This window comes from Providencia rettgeri, assembly GCF_013702265.1.
GTDB classification, from domain to species: Bacteria; Pseudomonadota; Gammaproteobacteria; order Enterobacterales; family Enterobacteriaceae; genus Providencia; species Providencia zhijiangensis.
On the sequence record NZ_CP059348.1, the window covers coordinates 1832545 to 1851330 of the forward strand.

Here is an 18786-nt window from a genome sequence, read left to right on the forward strand (position 1 = left end):
CGGATTGCTAAATTTTAGTTATTCCAGATAATAAAAAACCCTACTGCCGTGAAGCAATAGGGTTAATATCACGCTAGGTTATGCAGGACAACTGTTATGCAAGGCAACTACAGAACATGTACTGATGAGGTATTTGTTGTACCACTTTGTACTAATGCTCCGGATACCATCACGACTGCATCACCTTCTACCGCCAATCCGCTTTCTAACGCAGCACGCTTACCTTCACGATAGAAATCATCGGTTGATTCGAAAGGACCCACGATCATCGGAATAACGCCTTTTACTAACAGTAATTGACGAGCAGTTTCTTCGTTAGTTGTCAGAGCCAGAATCGGTGCAGTAGGGAAGTATTTACGGACTGATTTTGCAGATTTACCACCATAAGTTGCGACAACGATTAATGGTACATCCAGTTTTTCAGACATTTCAACGGCACCACGGCAGACAGCTTCAGTCACACGTAAGCGCTGGGTTGGTTTTTGATTTTCAATACGCGTTGGCATAACGCGGTCAGTACGTTCACAGATAGTTGCCATGATAGTCACAGCTTCAACTGGATATTTACCTTTCGCACTTTCCCCAGACAGCATAACAGCATCTGTACCGTCTAAGATGGCGTTTGCAACGTCACCAGCTTCTGCGCGGGTAGGGCGTGGGTTTTTGATCATTGAATCTAGCATTTGAGTCGCAGTAATAACGACCTTGCGAGCTTTAACACATTTTTCAATCATCATTTTTTGGGCGAAGATAACTTCTTCTACTGGGATCTCAACCCCTAAGTCACCACGAGCAACCATGATACCGTCAGAGGCTTCAAGGATTTCGTCGAAGTTATTTAAACCTTCTTGGTTTTCGATTTTAGAGATGATTTGAATGTTTTCGCCACCATGTTTTTTCAGGTGAGCGCGAATTTCTTCAACGTCTGAACGTTTACGGATAAATGAAGCGGCTACAAAGTCGACACCTTGTTGGCAACCGAAAACGAGGTCTTCTTTATCTTTTTCTGCTAGTGCAGGTAAGCCGATAGAAACGCCCGGTAAGTTAACACCTTTTTTCTCACCAAGATCGCCATTGTTTAATACTTGGCAAATCACTTCAGTTGCAGTGATGTTGGTTACAGTCATACCGATTAAACCATCATCCACTAAAACGGTGTCACCCACTTTAAGGTCTTTGGTTAAGCCAGGGTAAGTGACTGCAACGCGTTCTTGGTTACCGATAACGGAAGTATCTGTTGTGAAAGTGAAAGTTTGACCTGCAACGAGAGAAACATCATTGCCGCCTTCCAGTTTCATGGTACGGATTTCTGGACCTTTAGTGTCCAGCAGAATAGCTGCTTGTTTACCGGTTTTTGCACAGACAGAGCGGAGGTTGTTGATACGTTGACCGTGTTCTTCATAGTCACCGTGGGAGAAGTTAAGGCGCATGACGTTCATGCCTGCATCCAATAACTGAGTTAATTTCTCTTCTGATTCGGTTTTTGGACCGATGGTACAAACAATTTTGGTTTTTTTCATGGCAGTCTATCTAATGGTTATAAAGGAAATCGGTATTGCCGCCGATGCTTAATGCGCAAGATAGTCTATGTTGCGCAACTCATTTATAAGAATAGGCGACAGTCTGGTATTCAAAATCTAGTTATTTAAAAAACGTCACTTTTTGACTCTTATTATAGTGTAGATGACATTTTTCATTAAAGCTAACATGCTGATTTGTCTTTGTTGAAACCTTTCAGCTTGAGGGATCATTATAAACAACATCAAACTGTGAGACAAATCAAATTTTGCTAAATTTGATGCAGAAGTAATTAAGATCAAACAACAGCGAGATTTTCAGTTGAAAGTGGGTTGCGCAACAAAATAAGGGAAAACAAAATCACAATCAAGATAAATATGATATTTGAAAAGAGTACTTTTATTAGGGTTACTAAGGGGCTCAGGATAAAAAATAATTCGGGAATAAGAAACGAGTCAGAATAAATAGAATGGTGCGTCCGAGTAGACTCGAACTACCGACCCCCACCATGTCAAGGTGGTGCTCTAACCAACTGAGCTACGGACGCACTGAGATGAAGCTTGGTTTGTCACTGATGACAAATTAAAATGGTGCGTCCGAGTAGACTCGAACTACCGACCCCCACCATGTCAAGGTGGTGCTCTAACCAACTGAGCTACGGACGCACTGAGATAAAACTTTGTTTGTCGCTAATTTGTCTGTCACTAATGATGAATTTAAATGGTGCGTCCGAGTAGACTCGAACTACCGACCCCCACCATGTCAAGGTGGTGCTCTAACCAACTGAGCTACGGACGCATATCAATCATTACTGCTTTAACGACGGGGACGAATATTAACGTTCTGCTGTCAATCTGGCAAGGGGAAAATGTAATTTTGCGAGAGTTTGCTCGTATTTAAAACTATTCGCAGAAAAATATTCGCCACCTTGCCATAAAATGCTGAAAATTACGCCAATTATCGCGTTGAGCGTAATAAAACGACGCTGTCAGGTTGGCGATGGATCCACAAAATTCGTGTTGCCATACCAATAGCCGCAGCGGTGAGTCCGATAATAAATCCTAACCAGAAACCTTTTGGTCCCATGGGCTCGGTAATGAAGTCGGTCAACGCCAAGATATAGCCAGACGGTAAACCTAAAATCCAATACGCCGTAAAGGTAATAAAGAAGATTGAGCGAGTATCTTTATACCCACGTAACACACCGGCACCAATAACTTGAATAGAATCTGAAAGCTGATAAAGCGCGGCATAGAGCATCAAGCTAGATGCCAAAACAACCACTTCAGGATTCTTGTTATACATCATCGCGATAGGCTCACGGAATGTGCTGGTAAAGATGGCCGTTAAGCAAGCTAGACTTAATCCTACCGCTAAACCAGTATAAGAAGAGACTTTTGCGGCTTCAGTAGACTGACGTCCCAAGTTATAGCCAACTCGAATGGTGACAGCGATACCCATTGATAACGGGAACATAAACATCACAGAACTAAAGTTAAGCGCTACTTGGTGACCTGCGACCGCAACAACCCCTAAAGGAGCGACTAATAGGGCAACAACTGCAAACAGGGTGACTTCAAAAAACAGTGCTAACCCAATCGGTGTTCCGAGCACAATAATGCGTTTCAGGGTATCTGGATTTGGCGCGCCTAATGGTTGCGCAGGACGGATATCTCTCTGATTTGGTGCGTGCTTAACATACCATCTCATCATCAGACACATTGCCCAATACACCGTTGCTGTCGCCACGCCGCAACCAACACCACCTAAGGCTGGTGCACCAAAGTGACCATAAATGAAGATATAGTTCACGGGAATATTGACCATCAAGCCAAGAAAACCAATGACCATGCCGGGTTTCGTTTTTGACAACCCTTCACATTGGCTACGGTACACTTGATAAAATAGGTAACCTGGGGCTCCCCACATAATCGCGTGTAGGAAACGAACCGATTTATCGGCTAACTCTTGGTCAATATGGGGCATGTTGCTGATGATCAGTTTACTGTTATACAACAGCAACATGATACTAACGCCTAAAATAAAGGCTAACCACAAGCCTTGTTGAACTTGATCGCCAATCAGGTTTCTGCGACCTGAACCGTTCATTTGAGCGATAATTGGCGTGAGCGCCATGAGAATACCTTGCCCTAATAAAATAGCAGGCAACCAAATAGAAAAACCAACAGCCACAGCTGACATTTCGATTTCGCTAACACTTCCCGCCATGATGGTGTCCACAAACCCCATTGCAGTTTGGGAAAATTGGGCGAAGAAGATAGGGATACCGAGAGCCAACAAGCTACGCGCTTCTGTAATATATTTCTGCACGCATACACCTTCACAATAAGTTTCGAATTAAAAAAAGAAAAAAGCGGAATGAAATTCTATGATTTACTAAAAAATCAGATAGTTAATGCTAACCCCTTATTCTATCTCTTTTATGTAATCAATCCAACATAGTTATAGATAAGAATAATAAAACAGCAGATTAGTATAGAAACCGTTTAAATGTTTTGTGATGGCAGCATAAATATAACCACTCAAATAAGATAGATCTCTGAAAATTCTTAGGTAAACTGAGTTTATTAATTCACTGCACGAGAGTCATTATGTTTACAGGCATTGTTCAAGGAACCGCTCCAATTATCTCAATCACGGAAAGAGCTAATTTCCGTACTCATGTCATGAAATTCACGCCGGAATTATTAGTGGGTTTAGAAACCGGTGCATCCGTTGCGCATAACGGTTGCTGTTTAACCGTGACTAAAATTGAAGGGGAGAACGTTAGCTTTGATTTAATCAAAGAGACATTGCGCCTCACTAATTTAGGTGAGTTAAAAGAAGGGGACGTGGTTAATATTGAGCGTGCTGCTAAATATGGTGATGAAATTGGCGGACATGTGGTTTCGGGTCATATCGTGACCACCGCAGAAATTAGCAAGATTTTCACCTCTGAAGATAATCATCAAGTTTGGCTCTCTATTTATGATAAAACCTTGATGAAATATATCTTACATAAGGGATTTGTGGCGATTGACGGAATTAGCTTAACGGTTGGTGATGTTATCAACAACCGTTTTTGTGTGCATCTGATTCCAGAAACATTGGCGAGAACAACATTGGGTAGCAAGCGACTGGGTCATAAAGTCAACATTGAGATTGACCCACAGACTCAAGCTATTGTTGATACTGTTGAGCGTGTTTTGCATCAGAAAGAACAAGAAATGTTATTGAAGCAGAAACAAGAGAGTGAAGACTCAGTAGACAGCGAAAAATCATCAATCTAGTTTTGAGAAGGTTATAGCTCTGTGCAGAGCTATAACCTGTTGAATCGGTAGGTAATAAATTCACCAGAATATTCTATTACTTCTCACTAAAATTAACCGAAAAAATGGCATTGTCACGTTCAATCGCGTCAACAAGTTGTTTGAAATGAGCGCTTTTTTGATACATTTCTAATGCTTGTGCATTTTCCCACTCTTCAAACACAATGTAGCCATTTTCTTTTGCCATCAGATCATACTGCAAACATCCTTTTTCCATCCGGCTGCGTTTGGCAATTTCGCGAACGATTTTTTTCGTTAAATACCCATCCTTTTTTTCGGTAGTGATTTGGGCATATACAACAATACTCATACCATTCTCCTTATGTACTCAGAACTATCTTAATGGAGACTTTGTTTTTGTATTGTAAAAAAGCGAATAATTTGACTTTAAAAATGCCGACGGTGTCATGGTAAAGTAACGCTTAAAATCGCGATAAAAGTGGGATTGGTCATAATAACCCGTTTCAAACCATCGATAAGTATCTTGTTCTTTCACCATGGTTTTCATCACTTGCTCTAAGCGACAATTGATCTGGTAACGTTTTGGTGTGATCCCAAATTCTTTTAAAAACTCTTTTTGAACTAAGCGCGCACTGTAGCCAATGTCATCGGCAATTTCGGTAATTTTTTTATTTGGATTGCGATAAAGAGAGTCCAGAACGTGATCGATAAAATGTGCCTTTTTCGCTGCCTTAGTGACATAAAAGCACTCATGCAACTCTTTGAATGAAGAGTTAGCCAATGATTTAAACCAATTATTGCTCCATATTTGGCTAAGCGGAGTAGGGATATCCGTATAATTTAACGTGCGTTGGGGAAGTAAAAAACGTAAGGCATCGTGGCGAATACGTAGAACCATCACGCTGGCATTATTCGGGATAGCCGTAAATATATTGACTCTGGGGATGATTAGCTGAAATGGATTGACGGATGTATGCTCGTGAGTCGACATACTGATATTTTCAGTCGAAACCCATATTTCAGCTCCTGTGCCTGGGAAGATCTTAATAGCATCAGTAAATTTCTTGATAATCAAAACTGAACTAACAAATTCTTTTAATTCATCAGGAGGATAATACTGTTTCAGCATGGCTCTTCAAAACGTCATAATTGAATATGCTAATAATAGCGTGTTATAGATAAAAAATTAACTCTATAAAATACGTATTAACTAAAATAAAAAAGTCAGCCACGTTATCAATAATGGTAACGTGGCTGATTATTATGAAGCTAAAAAATAACGTTAACTAACGATTAGTCATGTTGATACTCAGTGTGCTTAATCGCATTATTTGATTTGCTGGCACAACGCTGCATGAAATAGCCTATAATCATTGGGATCACCGTAAATGCCATCACGCCAGTCGTGGCGAGTAACGGGTCAAAGGTGAGCGCAGAGACTAATAAGCTGGCTAAGAAACATAACCCTAATTGTAAGGCATTTTGTAATGCAGCGGCCTTACCACTGGCGGATGGGAATGTGTTAAGGGCTTTGGCTACGGCAATTGGGTATGATGCGCCATTCATGGCGGCCATAAAGCAGAATGGTACTAAAATCATAGTTAATGTTGGCTGAGTATAAATCGCCATCACAAATAATATAATCATGCTAACGGCATAACCGGCTAGCAGGATTGGGAACAACGTTTCAGCACGCACTTTAGCTAATACGAAGCGGCAGCCGTATCCTCCGACAATAAATGCCAGTGTTTGAGGGATATAACTTAGGCCGATATCCGCAGGGTTAAAACCCATATTGCGTAGAATAAACGGCGAACCCGTTAGCCATGCAAAAAAGCCAGCGCTACATGCTGCGTATACAAGCACGTTACCACTGAAAACAGGGGAGCTTAACAAGGTAGCAAAGGAAATTTTGGTTTGTGTCTGGTTTTCTTCTGCGATGACTTTCGGCGCCACTTTTTTTAGCATCAAAGTCGGTAGCAGGAGTAAAACGCCTACCATCATCAGTACGATGAAGATAAATTCCCAGTTTTTGTGCTCAAGCACCCAAGCACCTAAAAGAGGTGCTAATGCTGGAGAAAGTGCCACTAAAGGCATGATAGAGGCAAATACTTTTTGGGTATCAGCTTCGTTATAGCGGTCGATAACGAGGGCTTGCCATAAAACTGCAGCAGAACAAACACCAACGGCCTGTAAGAATCGAAGGATTAATAACTGAGTGGCATCGGTGACCCAAATCATAGCCAAGCAGCTAACAATAAATAGGGAAAGCCCTACAATGAGAATAGGTTTGCGTCCTAATTTATCTGAAAGGGGGCCCCATAGTAGCTGGGCAAAAGCAAAGCCAGCTAGAAAGATACTTAATGAGGCGCTGATAGCACCTTCAGTCGTATTTAAGGTTGTTTGCATTGAACCAAAGGCAGGCAGATACATATCGATGGCTAAAAACCCCAGCATGCTTAGGCCGGCAAGGTAAATCAAAAATCCAGAGGAGTTTTTTGTCGCAGTATTTGTCATAGTTTTGCTTAATCTGTATTTAAAATAATGTTAATAGTTATCTTATTGTATAGGCTATTTTTTTACGTTGTGAAACGGTAATATTTGGACTCTGCTATCAAATAATTTGAAAGGAAAGAAAATGTGGTCAGCTCATGCACTTGAAGTCATAGACGCAGTTGCTCGAACGGGAAGCTTTAGTGGTGCTGCGGATGAGCTGCATCGAGTCCCTTCAGCGATCAGTTACACAGTAAAGCAAGTCGAAGAATGGTTGGCGGTTCCGCTATTCGAGCGCCGTCACCGTGATGTGGTATTGACTGAAGCAGGGGTTATCTTTATTAAAGAAAGTCGAAGTGTTATCAAAAAAATGATTGATACTCGACATCAATGCCAACAAGTCGCCAATGGGTGGCGTGGGCAGTTCAGTATTGCCGTTGATTGCATCGTAAAACCGCAGCGTACGGAACAGCTGATTTTGGATTTTTATCGTCATTTTCCTGATATCGAACTGTATATCCACCCTGAAGTGTTTAATGGGGTTTGGGATGCATTAGCGGATGGGCGTGTGGATGTGGCGATTGGAGCGACCCGTGCTTCACCCATTGGAGAGCGCTATAGTTTCCGCGACATGGGCTTTATGTCATGGCGTTGTGTTGCAAGCCCCACTCACCCATTAGCGAAAATTCAGGGCAAACTGACGGATGACCAAATGCGTGAATATCCAAGTTTGTGCTTAGAAGATACCTCAAGAAGCTTACCGAAAAGAGATACTTGGGCGCTGGACAACCAACGACGCTTAGTTGTGCCTTACTGGGAAAGTGGTTTAGCGTGTTTGGCAAATGGTCTGTGTGTGGGGATGGTTCCAGAGCACCGTGCAGCACCTTTGTGTGCAGAAGGGAAGCTAGTTGAGCTGGAATTAGCGCAGCCGTTTCCTGAAAGCCCTTGCTGCTTAACATGGGTTGAGAATGATACATCTCCAGCGCTGAGATGGCTTCTTGACTATCTTGGTGATAGCGAAACGCTCAACGCGGAGTGGTTTGCGAGCTAATGTGCTGAGATAGACTTAGCGGCGATAATCAATAAATGGACCATCAGCCACGGAACGGCGCTCAACTAAACGCGGGTGAACTTCAATCGTTTGCGCATCTTCGCGTTTATTCACAATACGATCGAGCAACATCGCAAACGCCATTTGACCTAAACGCTCTTTTGGCTGGTGGATTGTGGTTAATGCAGGCGTGAAATAGCGCGCATTACGCACGTTATCATAGCCAATAATGGAAATATCTTGTGGGACGCGTAATCCCATCTCGTCAGCCGCACAGATTGCTCCCATCGCCATGATGTCTCCACCACAGAAGACAGCAGTAGGGCGGTGTTTGTTACTGAGGATCTGCATCATCGCTTTATAGCCTGATTCTGGCTCGAAATCCCCTTGAACAATCCATTCATCTTTCAACGTGACTTTGGCTTCTTCCATGGCTTTTTGGAAGCCGGTTAAACGCCCAATGCCTGTATTTCTTTCAAGGGAGCCAGGGATCACACCAATTTCACGATGACCACGGTCAATAAGATAACGACCTGCTAAATAACCACCGTGGAAAGAGTTATCAATAATACTGTCAGTGAAATCCCCGCGAGAGGTACCCCAGTCCATGACGACCATTGGAATATTTCGGTAATCTTCCAACATACCAATCAAGGTGTCAGGGTATTCTGAACACATCACAAGTAGCCCATCGACACGTTTTTGTGCCAACATTTGCAAGTACGCTTTTTGCTTACCTAAGTTATTGTGAGAGTTACATAAAATTAGAGTATAGCCTTTCTCATAGCAACTATTCTCGACAGACTCGATCACTTCTGCGAAATAGGGGGCTTCACTTGATGTTGCCAACAGGCCAATTGATTTGGTGTGGTTGACTTTTAAACTACGTGCAACCGCACTCGGAGAATAATTAAGCTCTTTGATGGCGGCCCAAACGGCTGTTTTTGTATCATCAGCGACAAAACGCGTCTTGTTGATAACATGGGAGACGGTTGTGGTAGAGACGCCCGCACGTTTCGCCACATCTTTAATTGTTGCCATGAGAAGAAAAAACTCCTAACCAAAACTTGGTCTCTAAAATAATTCTAGTTAAATAATTACCTGCATATTGATGCATAGTACCTTTGCTGGCAATAATTTAGCGATTTGTTGTCGATTTTGTCTGATCTAGCGCAAAAACGAAAGAAATAATTGATGTTATAACATGTGATATAGACACTGGTTTTACGTTTTTGTGCATGTATACTTAAATAACCTTTTTATTTTATGGTTATTTGATAATTCAATTTCTTTATATGAGAGGGTCTCATGGATACAGATTTTAAATATGGATTGCTAGCTGCGTTTGGCTCTTTAGCTGTAATTATTTTGTTTGCTGTGCACATTTTCTGATTTCATTTCCATCCTATCTAATAAGGATGAGAAATAATTAAGGGCGAGTATTATACTCGCCCTTAGTCATTTTAGATCTGAACTAAAATTAAGCCAGATTTTCTTCAACAAATTTCCAGTTAACCAGCGCCCAGAAGTTTTCTAAGTATTTTGGACGTGCGTTACGGTAGTCGATGTAGTAAGCGTGTTCCCAGATATCAACAGTCAAAACTGGCTTGTCGTCACCAGAAATTGGAGTTGCCGCGTTAGACGTGTTAACGATAGCCAGGCTGCCATCTGCTTTCTTCACTAACCAAGTCCAACCTGCACCGAAGTTTTTAACTGCGGCATCAGTGAATTGCTCTTTAAACTGAGCAAATGAACCGAATGCTTTGTTGATAGCTTCTGCAACTTTACCTGTTGGTTCGCCGCCTGCGTTTGGAGCCAAGCAGTGCCAGTAGAAAGTGTGGTTCCAAACTTGAGCCGCGTTATTGAATACGCCAGCTTCAGAAGTTTTGATGATCTCTTCTAAAGACAGACCTTCAAATTTGGTGCCTTTAATCAGGTTGTTCAGGTTAACAACATAGGTGTTGTGGTGCTTACCGTAGTGGTATTCTAGGGTTTCAGCAGAGATATGAGGTTCTAAAGCATCTTTAGCATAAGGTAGAGCTGGTAATTCAAAAGACATTGCGTACTCCTTGATTGCTTTTATTCAGTGTTTAGGGTGTTTGCTCGTAAAATGAGCGAAATTAAATGTACTGCTATTAATTAATCTACTTCTAGTATAGTGACGTCGAGCTGTAGTTAGCTATTGCGAGCATCGTAAGTTATGTATTTATCATAACAGAATACAGGTTACAGTAAGAAAAAACCTGTTCCATGATGCTATTTATGCCTTAATTGTTAGTAAGTTGCATAATTATTATTCCACTGCATGTCATTATTTTCATTGAAGAGCAGGGAAATACATCAAGTGTTATTAATTTGCTAATATATTAACAAATAACTCCCATGATTACACGGCAAAAACACCCAGAGTGAATTTTTTATAATAAAAAGAAAACGTTGCTATTTGCTTTTCACCTTTTGAGTACAGCAAATAGGAGTGCTATAGTATTCACCTTATAAAACTGGCATATTGTATGAAACAATCACGGAACAATTTGCGATGTTTTGACTATGCCGGCGATTACACCGGTCAATGTGTTCTGTCTAATGAGTTGCCTTGCAAATGATTCAAAGTGGCTCAGTGACTGCAAAATCAGCACCCACGTTTTAGGATATAAAATGACAACTATCGAAAAAATTGAGCGCCAAGTTAAAGAAAATCCAATTTTATTATACATGAAAGGCTCTCCAAAACTGCCTAGCTGCGGTTTTTCTGCTCAAGCTGTTCAAGCTCTGTCTTCTTGCGGTGAGCGTTTTGCCTACGTTGATATTTTACAAAACCCAGACATTCGTGCAGAGCTGCCAAAATATGCTAATTGGCCAACCTTCCCACAGTTATGGGTGGATGGTGAGTTAGTTGGCGGTTGTGACATTATCGTCGAAATGTTCCAACGCGGTGAATTACAAGCTCTGATTAAAGAAACTGCGGATAAATACCGTCCAGCGGATGAAACCATCACTGAGTAATCAAATGGTTGAATAAGCTTTCCTGCTTATATTGATAAAAACCGTATTAGCGTAAAACTAATACGGTTTTTTGTTTTTAGGGAAGCGAGATTATTGAGGTTCGCTAGGCAGTGGCCATCCGCCTAGTTTTTTCCATTTATTGACTAATTCGCAAAATAATAGCGCAGTACGGTTAGTATCATATAGGGCTCCGTGGGCTTGTTTGCCATCAAATGGAATACCTGCGGTGACACACGCTTTCGCAAGAATGGTTTGTCCAAAGACTAATCCGCTCAGTGCTGCAGTATCAAAGGTTGCGAATGGATGGAAAGGGTTGCGTTTTAACCCTGAACGCTCTGCCGCATTCATAACAAAGCTGTGATCAAAATTTGCGTTATGAGCTACCATGATCGCGCGATTGCAATCGGTATTTTTCATGCCTTTTCGAATTGTTTTAAAAATGGCATGTAATGCTTCATATTCGCTCACTGCACCACGTAGAGGGTTAGTGGGGTCAATACCTGTGAATTCCAGTGCGGAGGGCTCCAAATTCGCTCCCTCAAAAGGTTCTACATGAAAATGTAACGTTTCATCAATGGCCAGCCAGCCATCTTTGTCCATTTTGAGTGTAATGGCAGCTATCTCTAATAGACCATCAGTTTTGGGGTTGAACCCACCAGTTTCGACATCAATAACGACAGGGTAGTAACCCCGGAAGCGGTTAACCAGTGAGTTAGGGTTATTTTTTTCAGACATTAGGCTTTCAATTTACAGTTTCTGGTTGGCTTTCATTATGCCAAAGGGAATATATTTTTGCAGGTAGATACTGAAGAAATTTTAGGTGATGGTTATCATCACCTAAAATATAAAATGTATGCGAGGGATTAATTGCCTAATCCTTTGCTTGCACTTTTGTTTTCGATAAGCTCGATTTTATAGCCATCTGGATCTTCAACAAATGCGATAACGGTTGTGCCGCCTTTGACTGGGCCTGCTTCACGAGTGACATTTCCACCTACTTGACGAATGTCCTCACAGGTTTTAGCGACATCATCAACACCTAATGCAATATGACCATAAGCATTGCCTAAATCATATTCTGTTACGCCCCAGTTATAAGTTAACTCGATAACAGCACCTTCACTTTCATCACTGTAACCGACGAACGCTAAAGAATATTTGTATTCTGTATTTTCGCTCGTGCGCAGTAAGCGCATACCTAATACTTTGGTATAAAAATCAATGGAGCGTTGCATGTCAGTAACACGGAGCATGGTATGTAGTAAGCGCATAATAGTAGTTTCCCTATAAATTCTTCAGGCAATAATGCTTAAAGTCGAATCGATTTATCTATCAATATAACGTGGCAATATGACTAAATACAGCGATTGAGGTTTATTTTTTAGTCATATCATGGTTATACTCAATTTGAGGGAGTATATCATAATTTTATGTTTATATTACGGGTGGTTAACGATGGCAGAACAACTTGAGTTTTTTGACATACCAAGCCCTTGCCGAGGAATATGTCAAACCAACGAGCAGGGATATTGCCGAGGTTGCTATCGAACCCGTGATGAACGTTTTGGTTGGTTACAGTTAACTAACGCTGAAAAACGTCATGTCATCCGTTTATGTCGCCAGCGATTTTTAAGAGCAAATAATAAGAAAGTGGTTCAAGAAGACATGAATGACCCTCAACAGTCTCTGTTTTGATTGATAATAAAACCATTCCATGCAAAATGATTCAATAACAAATCAATTCACTTAAATTAATTTCAATGGTTACATTTCAATAAAATTTTATTTATTCAAAATGATGATGAAATTCATATAAATCAACTGTAAATGACATAATTTTAAGAATAACTATATTGCTTTGTTTTTAAAGAGTTTATTTGCTGTTGCATTTTTTATTGTTAGTTGTAATTACTATAAGGGTTAAAATAGATAGATTCGAAAGAAGAGTAAGGCTATTCTTATTAATAAGATAATTGATAGGTTGTCTTATTAAGTGATTATATTATTTTTATATGAAAAAGCATGGAGGAAAACAAGATATATATCACTCAATGATTTATTGATGCTCACTATATATAGGTATTTATTAGGTATTGGATCAATAAAAGGTTGTAAAGATAAAAGGGAATTAATATATAATTTAAAAAATAATATGTATTCGGTATATTTTTTAGACATTATAATTATATAAAGGAGGGTAAATTGGAATCTCAAATTGGAACTGAATTATCTCGTGTAGTCCGTATGTGGCGAGCATTGATTGACTATCGCCTCAAGCCACTTAAACTCACGCAAACACATTGGGTAACACTGCATAATATTAGCCAGTTACCGCCCGAGCAATCACAGATTCAATTGGCAAAAGCAATCGGCATTGAACAACCTTCTCTGGTCAGAACATTAGATCAATTAGAAGAAAAAAGACTCATTTCACGTCATACATGTGCAAATGACCGACGCGCTAAGAGAATCAAACTCACAGAGGAGTCGGAGCCTTTTATCAAAACGGTTGATCAAGTGATTAATAATACTCGGACAGAGATTTTAAGTAATATTAGTCATGACGAGCTAAGCCAGTTATCTTTATTGCTATTAAAACTGGAGAAAAACATTCTACGTTTACAGAACGATTCATAGACTACTAATTATTTTTTCTCATTTAATTTTATTACTATGAATATAATTAACCTAAATATATATTAAACTAATAACTATAGCCACCATGCACGTAATATGTGTTTCTATATAGATGCATGATTTTTTACGTGAGGCGGCTTTGTGTTCTATCACTATGGGTTAATTATTAGAAACATACGGTATTAAGAGGGATTAGAGAGTGAAAATATGAATAAAAAATTTGCTTCAAGAAAAATAGAGAATACATACGGTGTAAATTACATTTTACTTGAATAGATATCAATCAAAATTATTCAATAAAGTTCTGCTATGGAACCCATAAACGAAAAGATAGCGAAGTGCTCAGGGCGATAAAAATATTATTACTAATAAGCTAAAAAAATAAAACACTAATCATGATTTAAATAAAAAATGCGTTCATCGATTAATTAGTCGGTGAACGCATTTTATTTTGAATTTATGTCAAATTAGCGAGGTGATACAGTCACTGTATTTCCGCTGTTTGCGATCATAACACGCTGACCTACACGGAAAGCGGCAGGATCTTGTTTCTGAACAACAACAATGTTTTTACCACTGTCTAAACGGATTTCAAGCTGCACACCTTGGCTTTTGTTTAGAGCCCCTTGTGCTTGTTGACCAGCTAAACCACCTGCGATTGCCCCAGCCGCTGTTGCTAGCGTTTTACCAGTACCACCACCGACGGTATTACCTAACAGGCCACCGATAACTGCACCGCCAATTGCACCAATCACGTTACCATCTTCACCCGCTTGAATGGTCACTGGGCGTGCATTGAGTACCGTACCATAAGTCACAGTTTGGACTTGTTTAGCATCTTGAGCTGAAATAGTATCACCAGAAAGCGTACTTGTATTGACACAGCCAGATAACGCAACAACCGCAGCAACACCTACAAAAACTTTCTTAAGCATAATAACTCCTATGAGACTTGCTGTTCGTGGCAGTAACGTAGCATCGAAGATTTGTTCTTACCATAAGCACAACAACATCAAAAATTTATTTTTAGATAACAGAGCCTAGACTACTAATTTTGAATTAAATAATGCATCAACACTAGGTAAAATATCTCAAATTCCACCGAAAATCCCAATTCAAAGCACCCTTTGCTAAAGAATTATCTATTTTTTGACTATTTTAGAACATCAATTTATAGCAAAGGCTAAATAGGGGATTTTTACCTGTAATAAGAACTACTCACCTTAAGGTGTAGCAGATAATTACAGAATAAACCATTATAAATCAAATAAAATAATCAAGAGATAAAAAAACGATTTATTGCTGCTATTTTGCTCACTATTTTCATCTCTTCTATCAATTATTTATTATTCCTGCGAAGCGCTACGAGAAATTGAATCGATCAGTTGACAAATTTTTCTCTAAAAGCACAATCTTTCCTAGTTTATCTCAGCGGGTGAATAGACACGTTAAAGGGAATAATGATGATTAAATCGGGTCGCTATATCGGTGTTATGTCAGGAACCAGCCTAGATGGTGTTGATGTCGTATTAGCTGCAATTAATGATAAGTTTGTTGCAGAACAAGCTAGCTTGAGCGCCTCATTTCCGATTGAACTAAAAAAGCGCATTCTCAATATTTGCCAAGGGCAAGAAACAACACTTTCTGAATTGGGAAAAATAGACAGAGAACTTGGCACAATATATGCCGATGCCATTAATCAGCTTCTTCATCAAACGGGTCTATCTCCTGAAGATATCATTGCGATTGGTTGTCACGGGCAAACGGTTTGGCATGAACCTGATAGTGAAACACCGTTTACTATGCAAATTGGTGATAACAACCGTATCGCGGCATTAACGGGAATAACGACAGTAGGTGATTTTCGCCGTAGAGACATGGCTTATGGTGGGCAAGGTGCTCCGTTAGTTCCTGCATTTCATTTAGCCGTATTAGGGCATCCGACTGAAAAACGTATTGTGCTAAACATTGGCGGGATTGCTAATGTTACCGCATTGCTACCAAATGCATATGTAAAAGGCTATGACACAGGGCCTGGCAACATGTTAATGGATACTTGGGTCTGGCGTAATAAGCAACAAGCGTATGATAAAGATGGCGAATGGGCAAAAACAGGGACGGTGAATCAGGCATTATTAAATGCGATGCTTAATGATAGCTATTTTAAACGTTCAGCTCCTAAAAGTACTGGGCGTGAATATTTTAATATGCAATGGCTAGAACAGCATTTGGCGCATTTTCAATTGCTATCTCCTGAAGATGTGCAAGCAACATTGTGTGAATTGACCGCCGTATCTATCGTAGATCAAGTTAAGTTATGTGGTGGCTGCGAGCGTTTAATTGTTTGTGGCGGCGGCGCTCAAAATAAATTCTTAATGTTGCGATTAGCGACATTACTGCCGGGGATTGAAGTCGCGCCAAGTGATAAATATGGGCTGAGTGGTGATGATATGGAAGCACTGGCATTTGCTTGGCTTGCCGCTCGTACAGTTTCAGGCTTATCAGGTAGTCTTGCATCCGTAACGGGTGCAAGCAGAGATAGTATATTAGGTGCGATATACCCCGCAAATATTGATATAAAATAACCGCTTGAAAGGACAGTAAAATGAACGAACTTGAAGAGATCGATCTTGCTGCGGTACGACGTGAATATACAAAAGGTGGATTGAGACGCAAAGATTTAACGCCAGATCCTATTCCACTATTTGAGCGCTGGTTAAAACAAGCTTGTGAAGCGCGATTAACTGACCCGACAGCAATGTGTGTGGCAACAGTCGATGAAACGGGGCAGCCTTATCAACGGATCGTGTTATTAAAGCACTTCGATGAAAACGGATTAGTCTTTTATACCAATCTGGGAAGTCGTAAAGCGCAGCATTTAGAGCATAATAATAAAATCAGCCTGCATTTCCCGTGGTATCAACTGGAACGCCAAGTTCATTTTACAGGTGTTGCTGAGCGTTTAAGCCCGATTGAAGTACTGAAATATTTCCATAGTCGCCCAAAAGATAGCCAAATCGCGGCTTGGGCGTCCGCTCAATCTTCACGGATTTCGGCACGTGGAATCTTAGAAGGGAAATTTTTAGAACTTAAGCAGAAATTTCAAAATGGCGAGGTTCCATTACCGAGTTTTTGGGGGGGGTATCGCGTTGTTTTTAATAGTGTCGAATTTTGGCAAGGTGGCGCTCACCGCCTGCATGACCGCTTTCTATACCAAAGAGAAGGGGATGGCTGGGTAATTGACCGATTAGCCCCGTAATAAATGGTTTTTTAGCTGGCACTTAATTGATATGCGCTTTATGCTATAGCCTCGTTTAAGAAAATTGACAAACCATACTGGCGAGCCTTTGAGCGACGTCTCATTCTGCCAATTTTCTACATTAAAATAGATAGACAAAATTCAACTGATGGAGTCATTGATGTCTAGCAATAACCTGATTAAACAATTGCAAGAGCGGGGCCTCGTTGCCCAGGTAACGGATGAGGATGCGTTAGCAGAGAGACTGGCGCAGGGCCCTATCTCTCTCTATTGTGGCTTCGACCCTACCGCCGATAGCTTGCACTTGGGACATCTGGTTCCTTTGCTGTGTTTAAAACGATTCCAACTAGCCGGGCACAAGCCTGTGGCGTTGGTCGGTGGCGCAACGGGCCTTATTGGTGACCCGAGCTTCAAAGCTACTGAACGTAAATTAAACACCACAGAAACCGTTCAAGAGTGGGTAGAAAAAATCCGTAACCAAGTTTCACCATTCCTTAGTTTTGATTGTGGTGAAAACAGCGCACGCCTAGCTAACAACTATGATTGGTTTGGCAAAATGGACGTGCTGACATTCTTACGTGATATTGGTAAACACTTCTCTGTTAACCAAATGATCAACCGTGAGTCTGTTAAACAGCGTTTAAACCGTGATGATGTTGGTATCTCTTTCACTGAATTCGCCTATAACCTATTACAAGGTTACGATTTTGCGAACATGAATAAAGAGATGGGTGTTGAGTTACAAATTGGTGGCTCAGACCAATGGGGTAACATCACTTCAGGTATCGATTTAACTCGTCGTCTGCATCAAAACCAAGTGTTTGGTTTAACTGTTCCACTGATCACCAAAACAGACGGTACCAAGTTTGGTAAAACTGAAGGTGGTGCGGTGTGGTTAGATCCGAAGAAAACTAGCCAATATAAATTCTATCAATTCTGGATTAACACCGCGGATGCTGATGTTTATCGCTTCCTGAAATTCTTTACTTTCATGGAATTAAGCGAAATTGATGCGTTAGAAGAAGAAGACAAAAACAGTGGCAAAGCTCCTCGTGCACAGTACGTATTAGCTGAAGAAGTGACTAAATTAGTTCACGGCGAAGCGGGTCTAGCGGCTGCAAAACGCATTACTGAAAGCTTATTCTCTGGCGCAGTATCTGATTTAACTGAAGCTGACTTTGAACAGCTAGCTCAAGACGGTATGCCATGCATCACCCTAGAAGATGGTGCAGATCTCCAGCAAGCATTAGTTGATTCAGAGCTGGTACCTTCTCGTGGTCAAGCAAGAACGGCAATCAGCTCAAATGCAGTCTCTGTCAATGGTCAGAAACAAACTGAACCAATGTATGTATTCACTGATGCTGACCGTTTATTTGGTCGTTATACACTTATCCGCCGCGGTAAGAAAAATGACTGCTTAGTTAACTGGAAATAGCTCTGACGAACCTTTGTAATATATAGCCCGGAAATTTCCGGGCTATTCATATTGGCAAATGGCTACTCACTGATTTCTCTTCATTCGACATAACAAT

At 40.6% G+C, this 18786-nt stretch carries 19 protein-coding genes and 3 tRNA genes; 9 read left to right on the forward strand and 13 right to left on the reverse strand.

Translation table 11 applies throughout. The features are described 5' to 3' along the window. Nucleotides 1-107: 107 nt before the first annotated feature. The 5 genes from pykF to H0913_RS08365 all read right to left on the reverse strand — a co-directional run bounded on the left by pykF (nt 108) and on the right by H0913_RS08365 (nt 3849). Complete coding sequence (gene pykF, locus H0913_RS08345; protein ID WP_036950412.1) at nt 108-1520, reverse strand: pyruvate kinase PykF; 1413 nt, start codon at nt 1518-1520, stop codon at nt 108-110. 468 nt (nt 1521-1988) lie between these two features. Beyond that, nucleotides 1989-2065 (reverse strand) — tRNA-Val (locus tag H0913_RS08350). 41 nt (nt 2066-2106) lie between these two features. Continuing rightward, a tRNA-Val gene (locus tag H0913_RS08355) sits at nt 2107-2183 on the reverse strand. 56 nt (nt 2184-2239) lie between these two features. Then, nucleotides 2240-2316 (reverse strand) — tRNA-Val (locus H0913_RS08360). 159 nt (nt 2317-2475) lie between these two features. After that, entirely contained in the window at nt 2476-3849 is a 1374-nt protein-coding gene (locus tag H0913_RS08365) for an MATE family efflux transporter (RefSeq protein WP_181478512.1), read from the reverse strand. 281 nt (nt 3850-4130) lie between these two features. On the opposite strand from H0913_RS08365, the gene H0913_RS08370 reads away from it, so the two are divergent. Further along, nucleotides 4131-4808, forward strand: a complete 678-nt coding sequence (locus tag H0913_RS08370; RefSeq protein WP_154604002.1) for a riboflavin synthase subunit alpha — start codon at nt 4131-4133, stop codon at nt 4806-4808. A gap of 76 nt (nt 4809-4884) precedes the next feature. On the opposite strand, the gene H0913_RS08375 is transcribed toward H0913_RS08370, so the two are convergent. From H0913_RS08375 to punC, 3 genes are all read right to left on the reverse strand, one after another. Then, nucleotides 4885-5157 carry a putative quinol monooxygenase gene (locus H0913_RS08375; RefSeq protein WP_154604001.1) on the reverse strand — a complete coding sequence of 91 codons (273 nt, stop codon included), beginning with the start codon at nt 5155-5157 and terminating at the stop codon, nt 4885-4887. 24 nt (nt 5158-5181) lie between these two features. After that, on the reverse strand, nt 5182-5937 hold the full coding sequence (locus tag H0913_RS08380; RefSeq protein WP_154604000.1) for a helix-turn-helix transcriptional regulator: 756 nt from the start codon (nt 5935-5937) through the stop codon (nt 5182-5184). Nucleotides 5938-6101: 164 nt separating this feature from the next. Beyond that, nucleotides 6102-7325 carry a purine nucleoside transporter PunC gene (gene punC / locus H0913_RS08385; protein ID WP_154603999.1) on the reverse strand — a complete coding sequence of 408 codons (1224 nt, stop codon included), beginning with the start codon at nt 7323-7325 and terminating at the stop codon, nt 6102-6104. Nucleotides 7326-7446: 121 nt separating this feature from the next. On the opposite strand from punC, the gene punR reads away from it, so the two are divergent. After that, nucleotides 7447-8352 (forward strand): DNA-binding transcriptional activator PunR, encoded by a 906-nt coding sequence (gene punR / locus H0913_RS08390; RefSeq protein ID WP_154603998.1) that lies wholly within the window; start codon nt 7447-7449, stop codon nt 8350-8352. Between the two features lie 15 nt (nt 8353-8367). Here the strand turns inward: punR and purR are convergent, their stop codons facing one another. After that, nucleotides 8368-9393 (reverse strand): HTH-type transcriptional repressor PurR, encoded by a 1026-nt coding sequence (gene purR / locus H0913_RS08395; RefSeq protein ID WP_154603997.1) that lies wholly within the window; start codon nt 9391-9393, stop codon nt 8368-8370. 267 nt (nt 9394-9660) lie between these two features. On the opposite strand from purR, the gene H0913_RS18985 reads away from it, so the two are divergent. After that, entirely contained in the window at nt 9661-9744 is an 84-nt protein-coding gene (locus H0913_RS18985) for a YnhF family membrane protein (RefSeq protein WP_108479009.1), read from the forward strand. 88 nt (nt 9745-9832) lie between these two features. On the opposite strand, the gene sodB is transcribed toward H0913_RS18985, so the two are convergent. Next, a complete protein-coding gene (gene sodB / locus H0913_RS08405) occupies nt 9833-10411 on the reverse strand; it encodes a superoxide dismutase [Fe] (protein WP_036953529.1) in 579 nt (192 codons plus the stop codon). 599 nt (nt 10412-11010) lie between these two features. Here sodB and H0913_RS08410 point away from each other — a divergent pair. Further along, a complete protein-coding gene (locus H0913_RS08410) occupies nt 11011-11358 on the forward strand; it encodes a Grx4 family monothiol glutaredoxin (RefSeq protein ID WP_036953526.1) in 348 nt (115 codons plus the stop codon). Between the two features lie 90 nt (nt 11359-11448). Here the strand turns inward: H0913_RS08410 and rnt are convergent, their stop codons facing one another. Together rnt and gloA are read right to left on the reverse strand one after the other, a co-directional pair. Further along, nucleotides 11449-12093 carry a ribonuclease T gene (gene rnt / locus H0913_RS08415; RefSeq protein ID WP_036953524.1) on the reverse strand — a complete coding sequence of 215 codons (645 nt, stop codon included), beginning with the start codon at nt 12091-12093 and terminating at the stop codon, nt 11449-11451. Between the two features lie 128 nt (nt 12094-12221). Beyond that, entirely contained in the window at nt 12222-12629 is a 408-nt protein-coding gene (gene gloA, locus H0913_RS08420) for a lactoylglutathione lyase (RefSeq protein WP_154603996.1), read from the reverse strand. Nucleotides 12630-12813: 184 nt separating this feature from the next. Between gloA and H0913_RS08425 the strand changes: the two genes are divergently transcribed. Both H0913_RS08425 and slyA read left to right on the forward strand, forming a co-directional pair. Beyond that, entirely contained in the window at nt 12814-13053 is a 240-nt protein-coding gene (locus tag H0913_RS08425; protein WP_154638913.1) for a DUF1289 domain-containing protein, read from the forward strand. A gap of 507 nt (nt 13054-13560) precedes the next feature. Beyond that, nucleotides 13561-13995, forward strand: a complete 435-nt coding sequence (gene slyA / locus H0913_RS08430) for a transcriptional regulator SlyA (RefSeq protein WP_154603994.1) — start codon at nt 13561-13563, stop codon at nt 13993-13995. 467 nt (nt 13996-14462) lie between these two features. Here the strand turns inward: slyA and H0913_RS08435 are convergent, their stop codons facing one another. Continuing rightward, nucleotides 14463-14930, reverse strand: coding sequence for a glycine zipper 2TM domain-containing protein (locus H0913_RS08435; protein WP_036953512.1), 468 nt, complete (start codon nt 14928-14930; stop codon nt 14463-14465). Between the two features lie 525 nt (nt 14931-15455). On the opposite strand from H0913_RS08435, the gene anmK reads away from it, so the two are divergent. From anmK to tyrS, 3 genes are all read left to right on the forward strand, one after another. After that, nucleotides 15456-16580, forward strand: coding sequence for an anhydro-N-acetylmuramic acid kinase (anmK, locus tag H0913_RS08440; protein ID WP_230088636.1), 1125 nt, complete (start codon nt 15456-15458; stop codon nt 16578-16580). A gap of 20 nt (nt 16581-16600) precedes the next feature. Continuing rightward, a complete protein-coding gene (pdxH, locus tag H0913_RS08445; RefSeq protein WP_132494870.1) occupies nt 16601-17254 on the forward strand; it encodes a pyridoxamine 5'-phosphate oxidase in 654 nt (217 codons plus the stop codon). A gap of 160 nt (nt 17255-17414) precedes the next feature. Then, entirely contained in the window at nt 17415-18689 is a 1275-nt protein-coding gene (gene tyrS, locus H0913_RS08450; protein WP_132494872.1) for a tyrosine--tRNA ligase, read from the forward strand. The last annotated feature ends 97 nt before the right edge of the window (nt 18690-18786 follow it).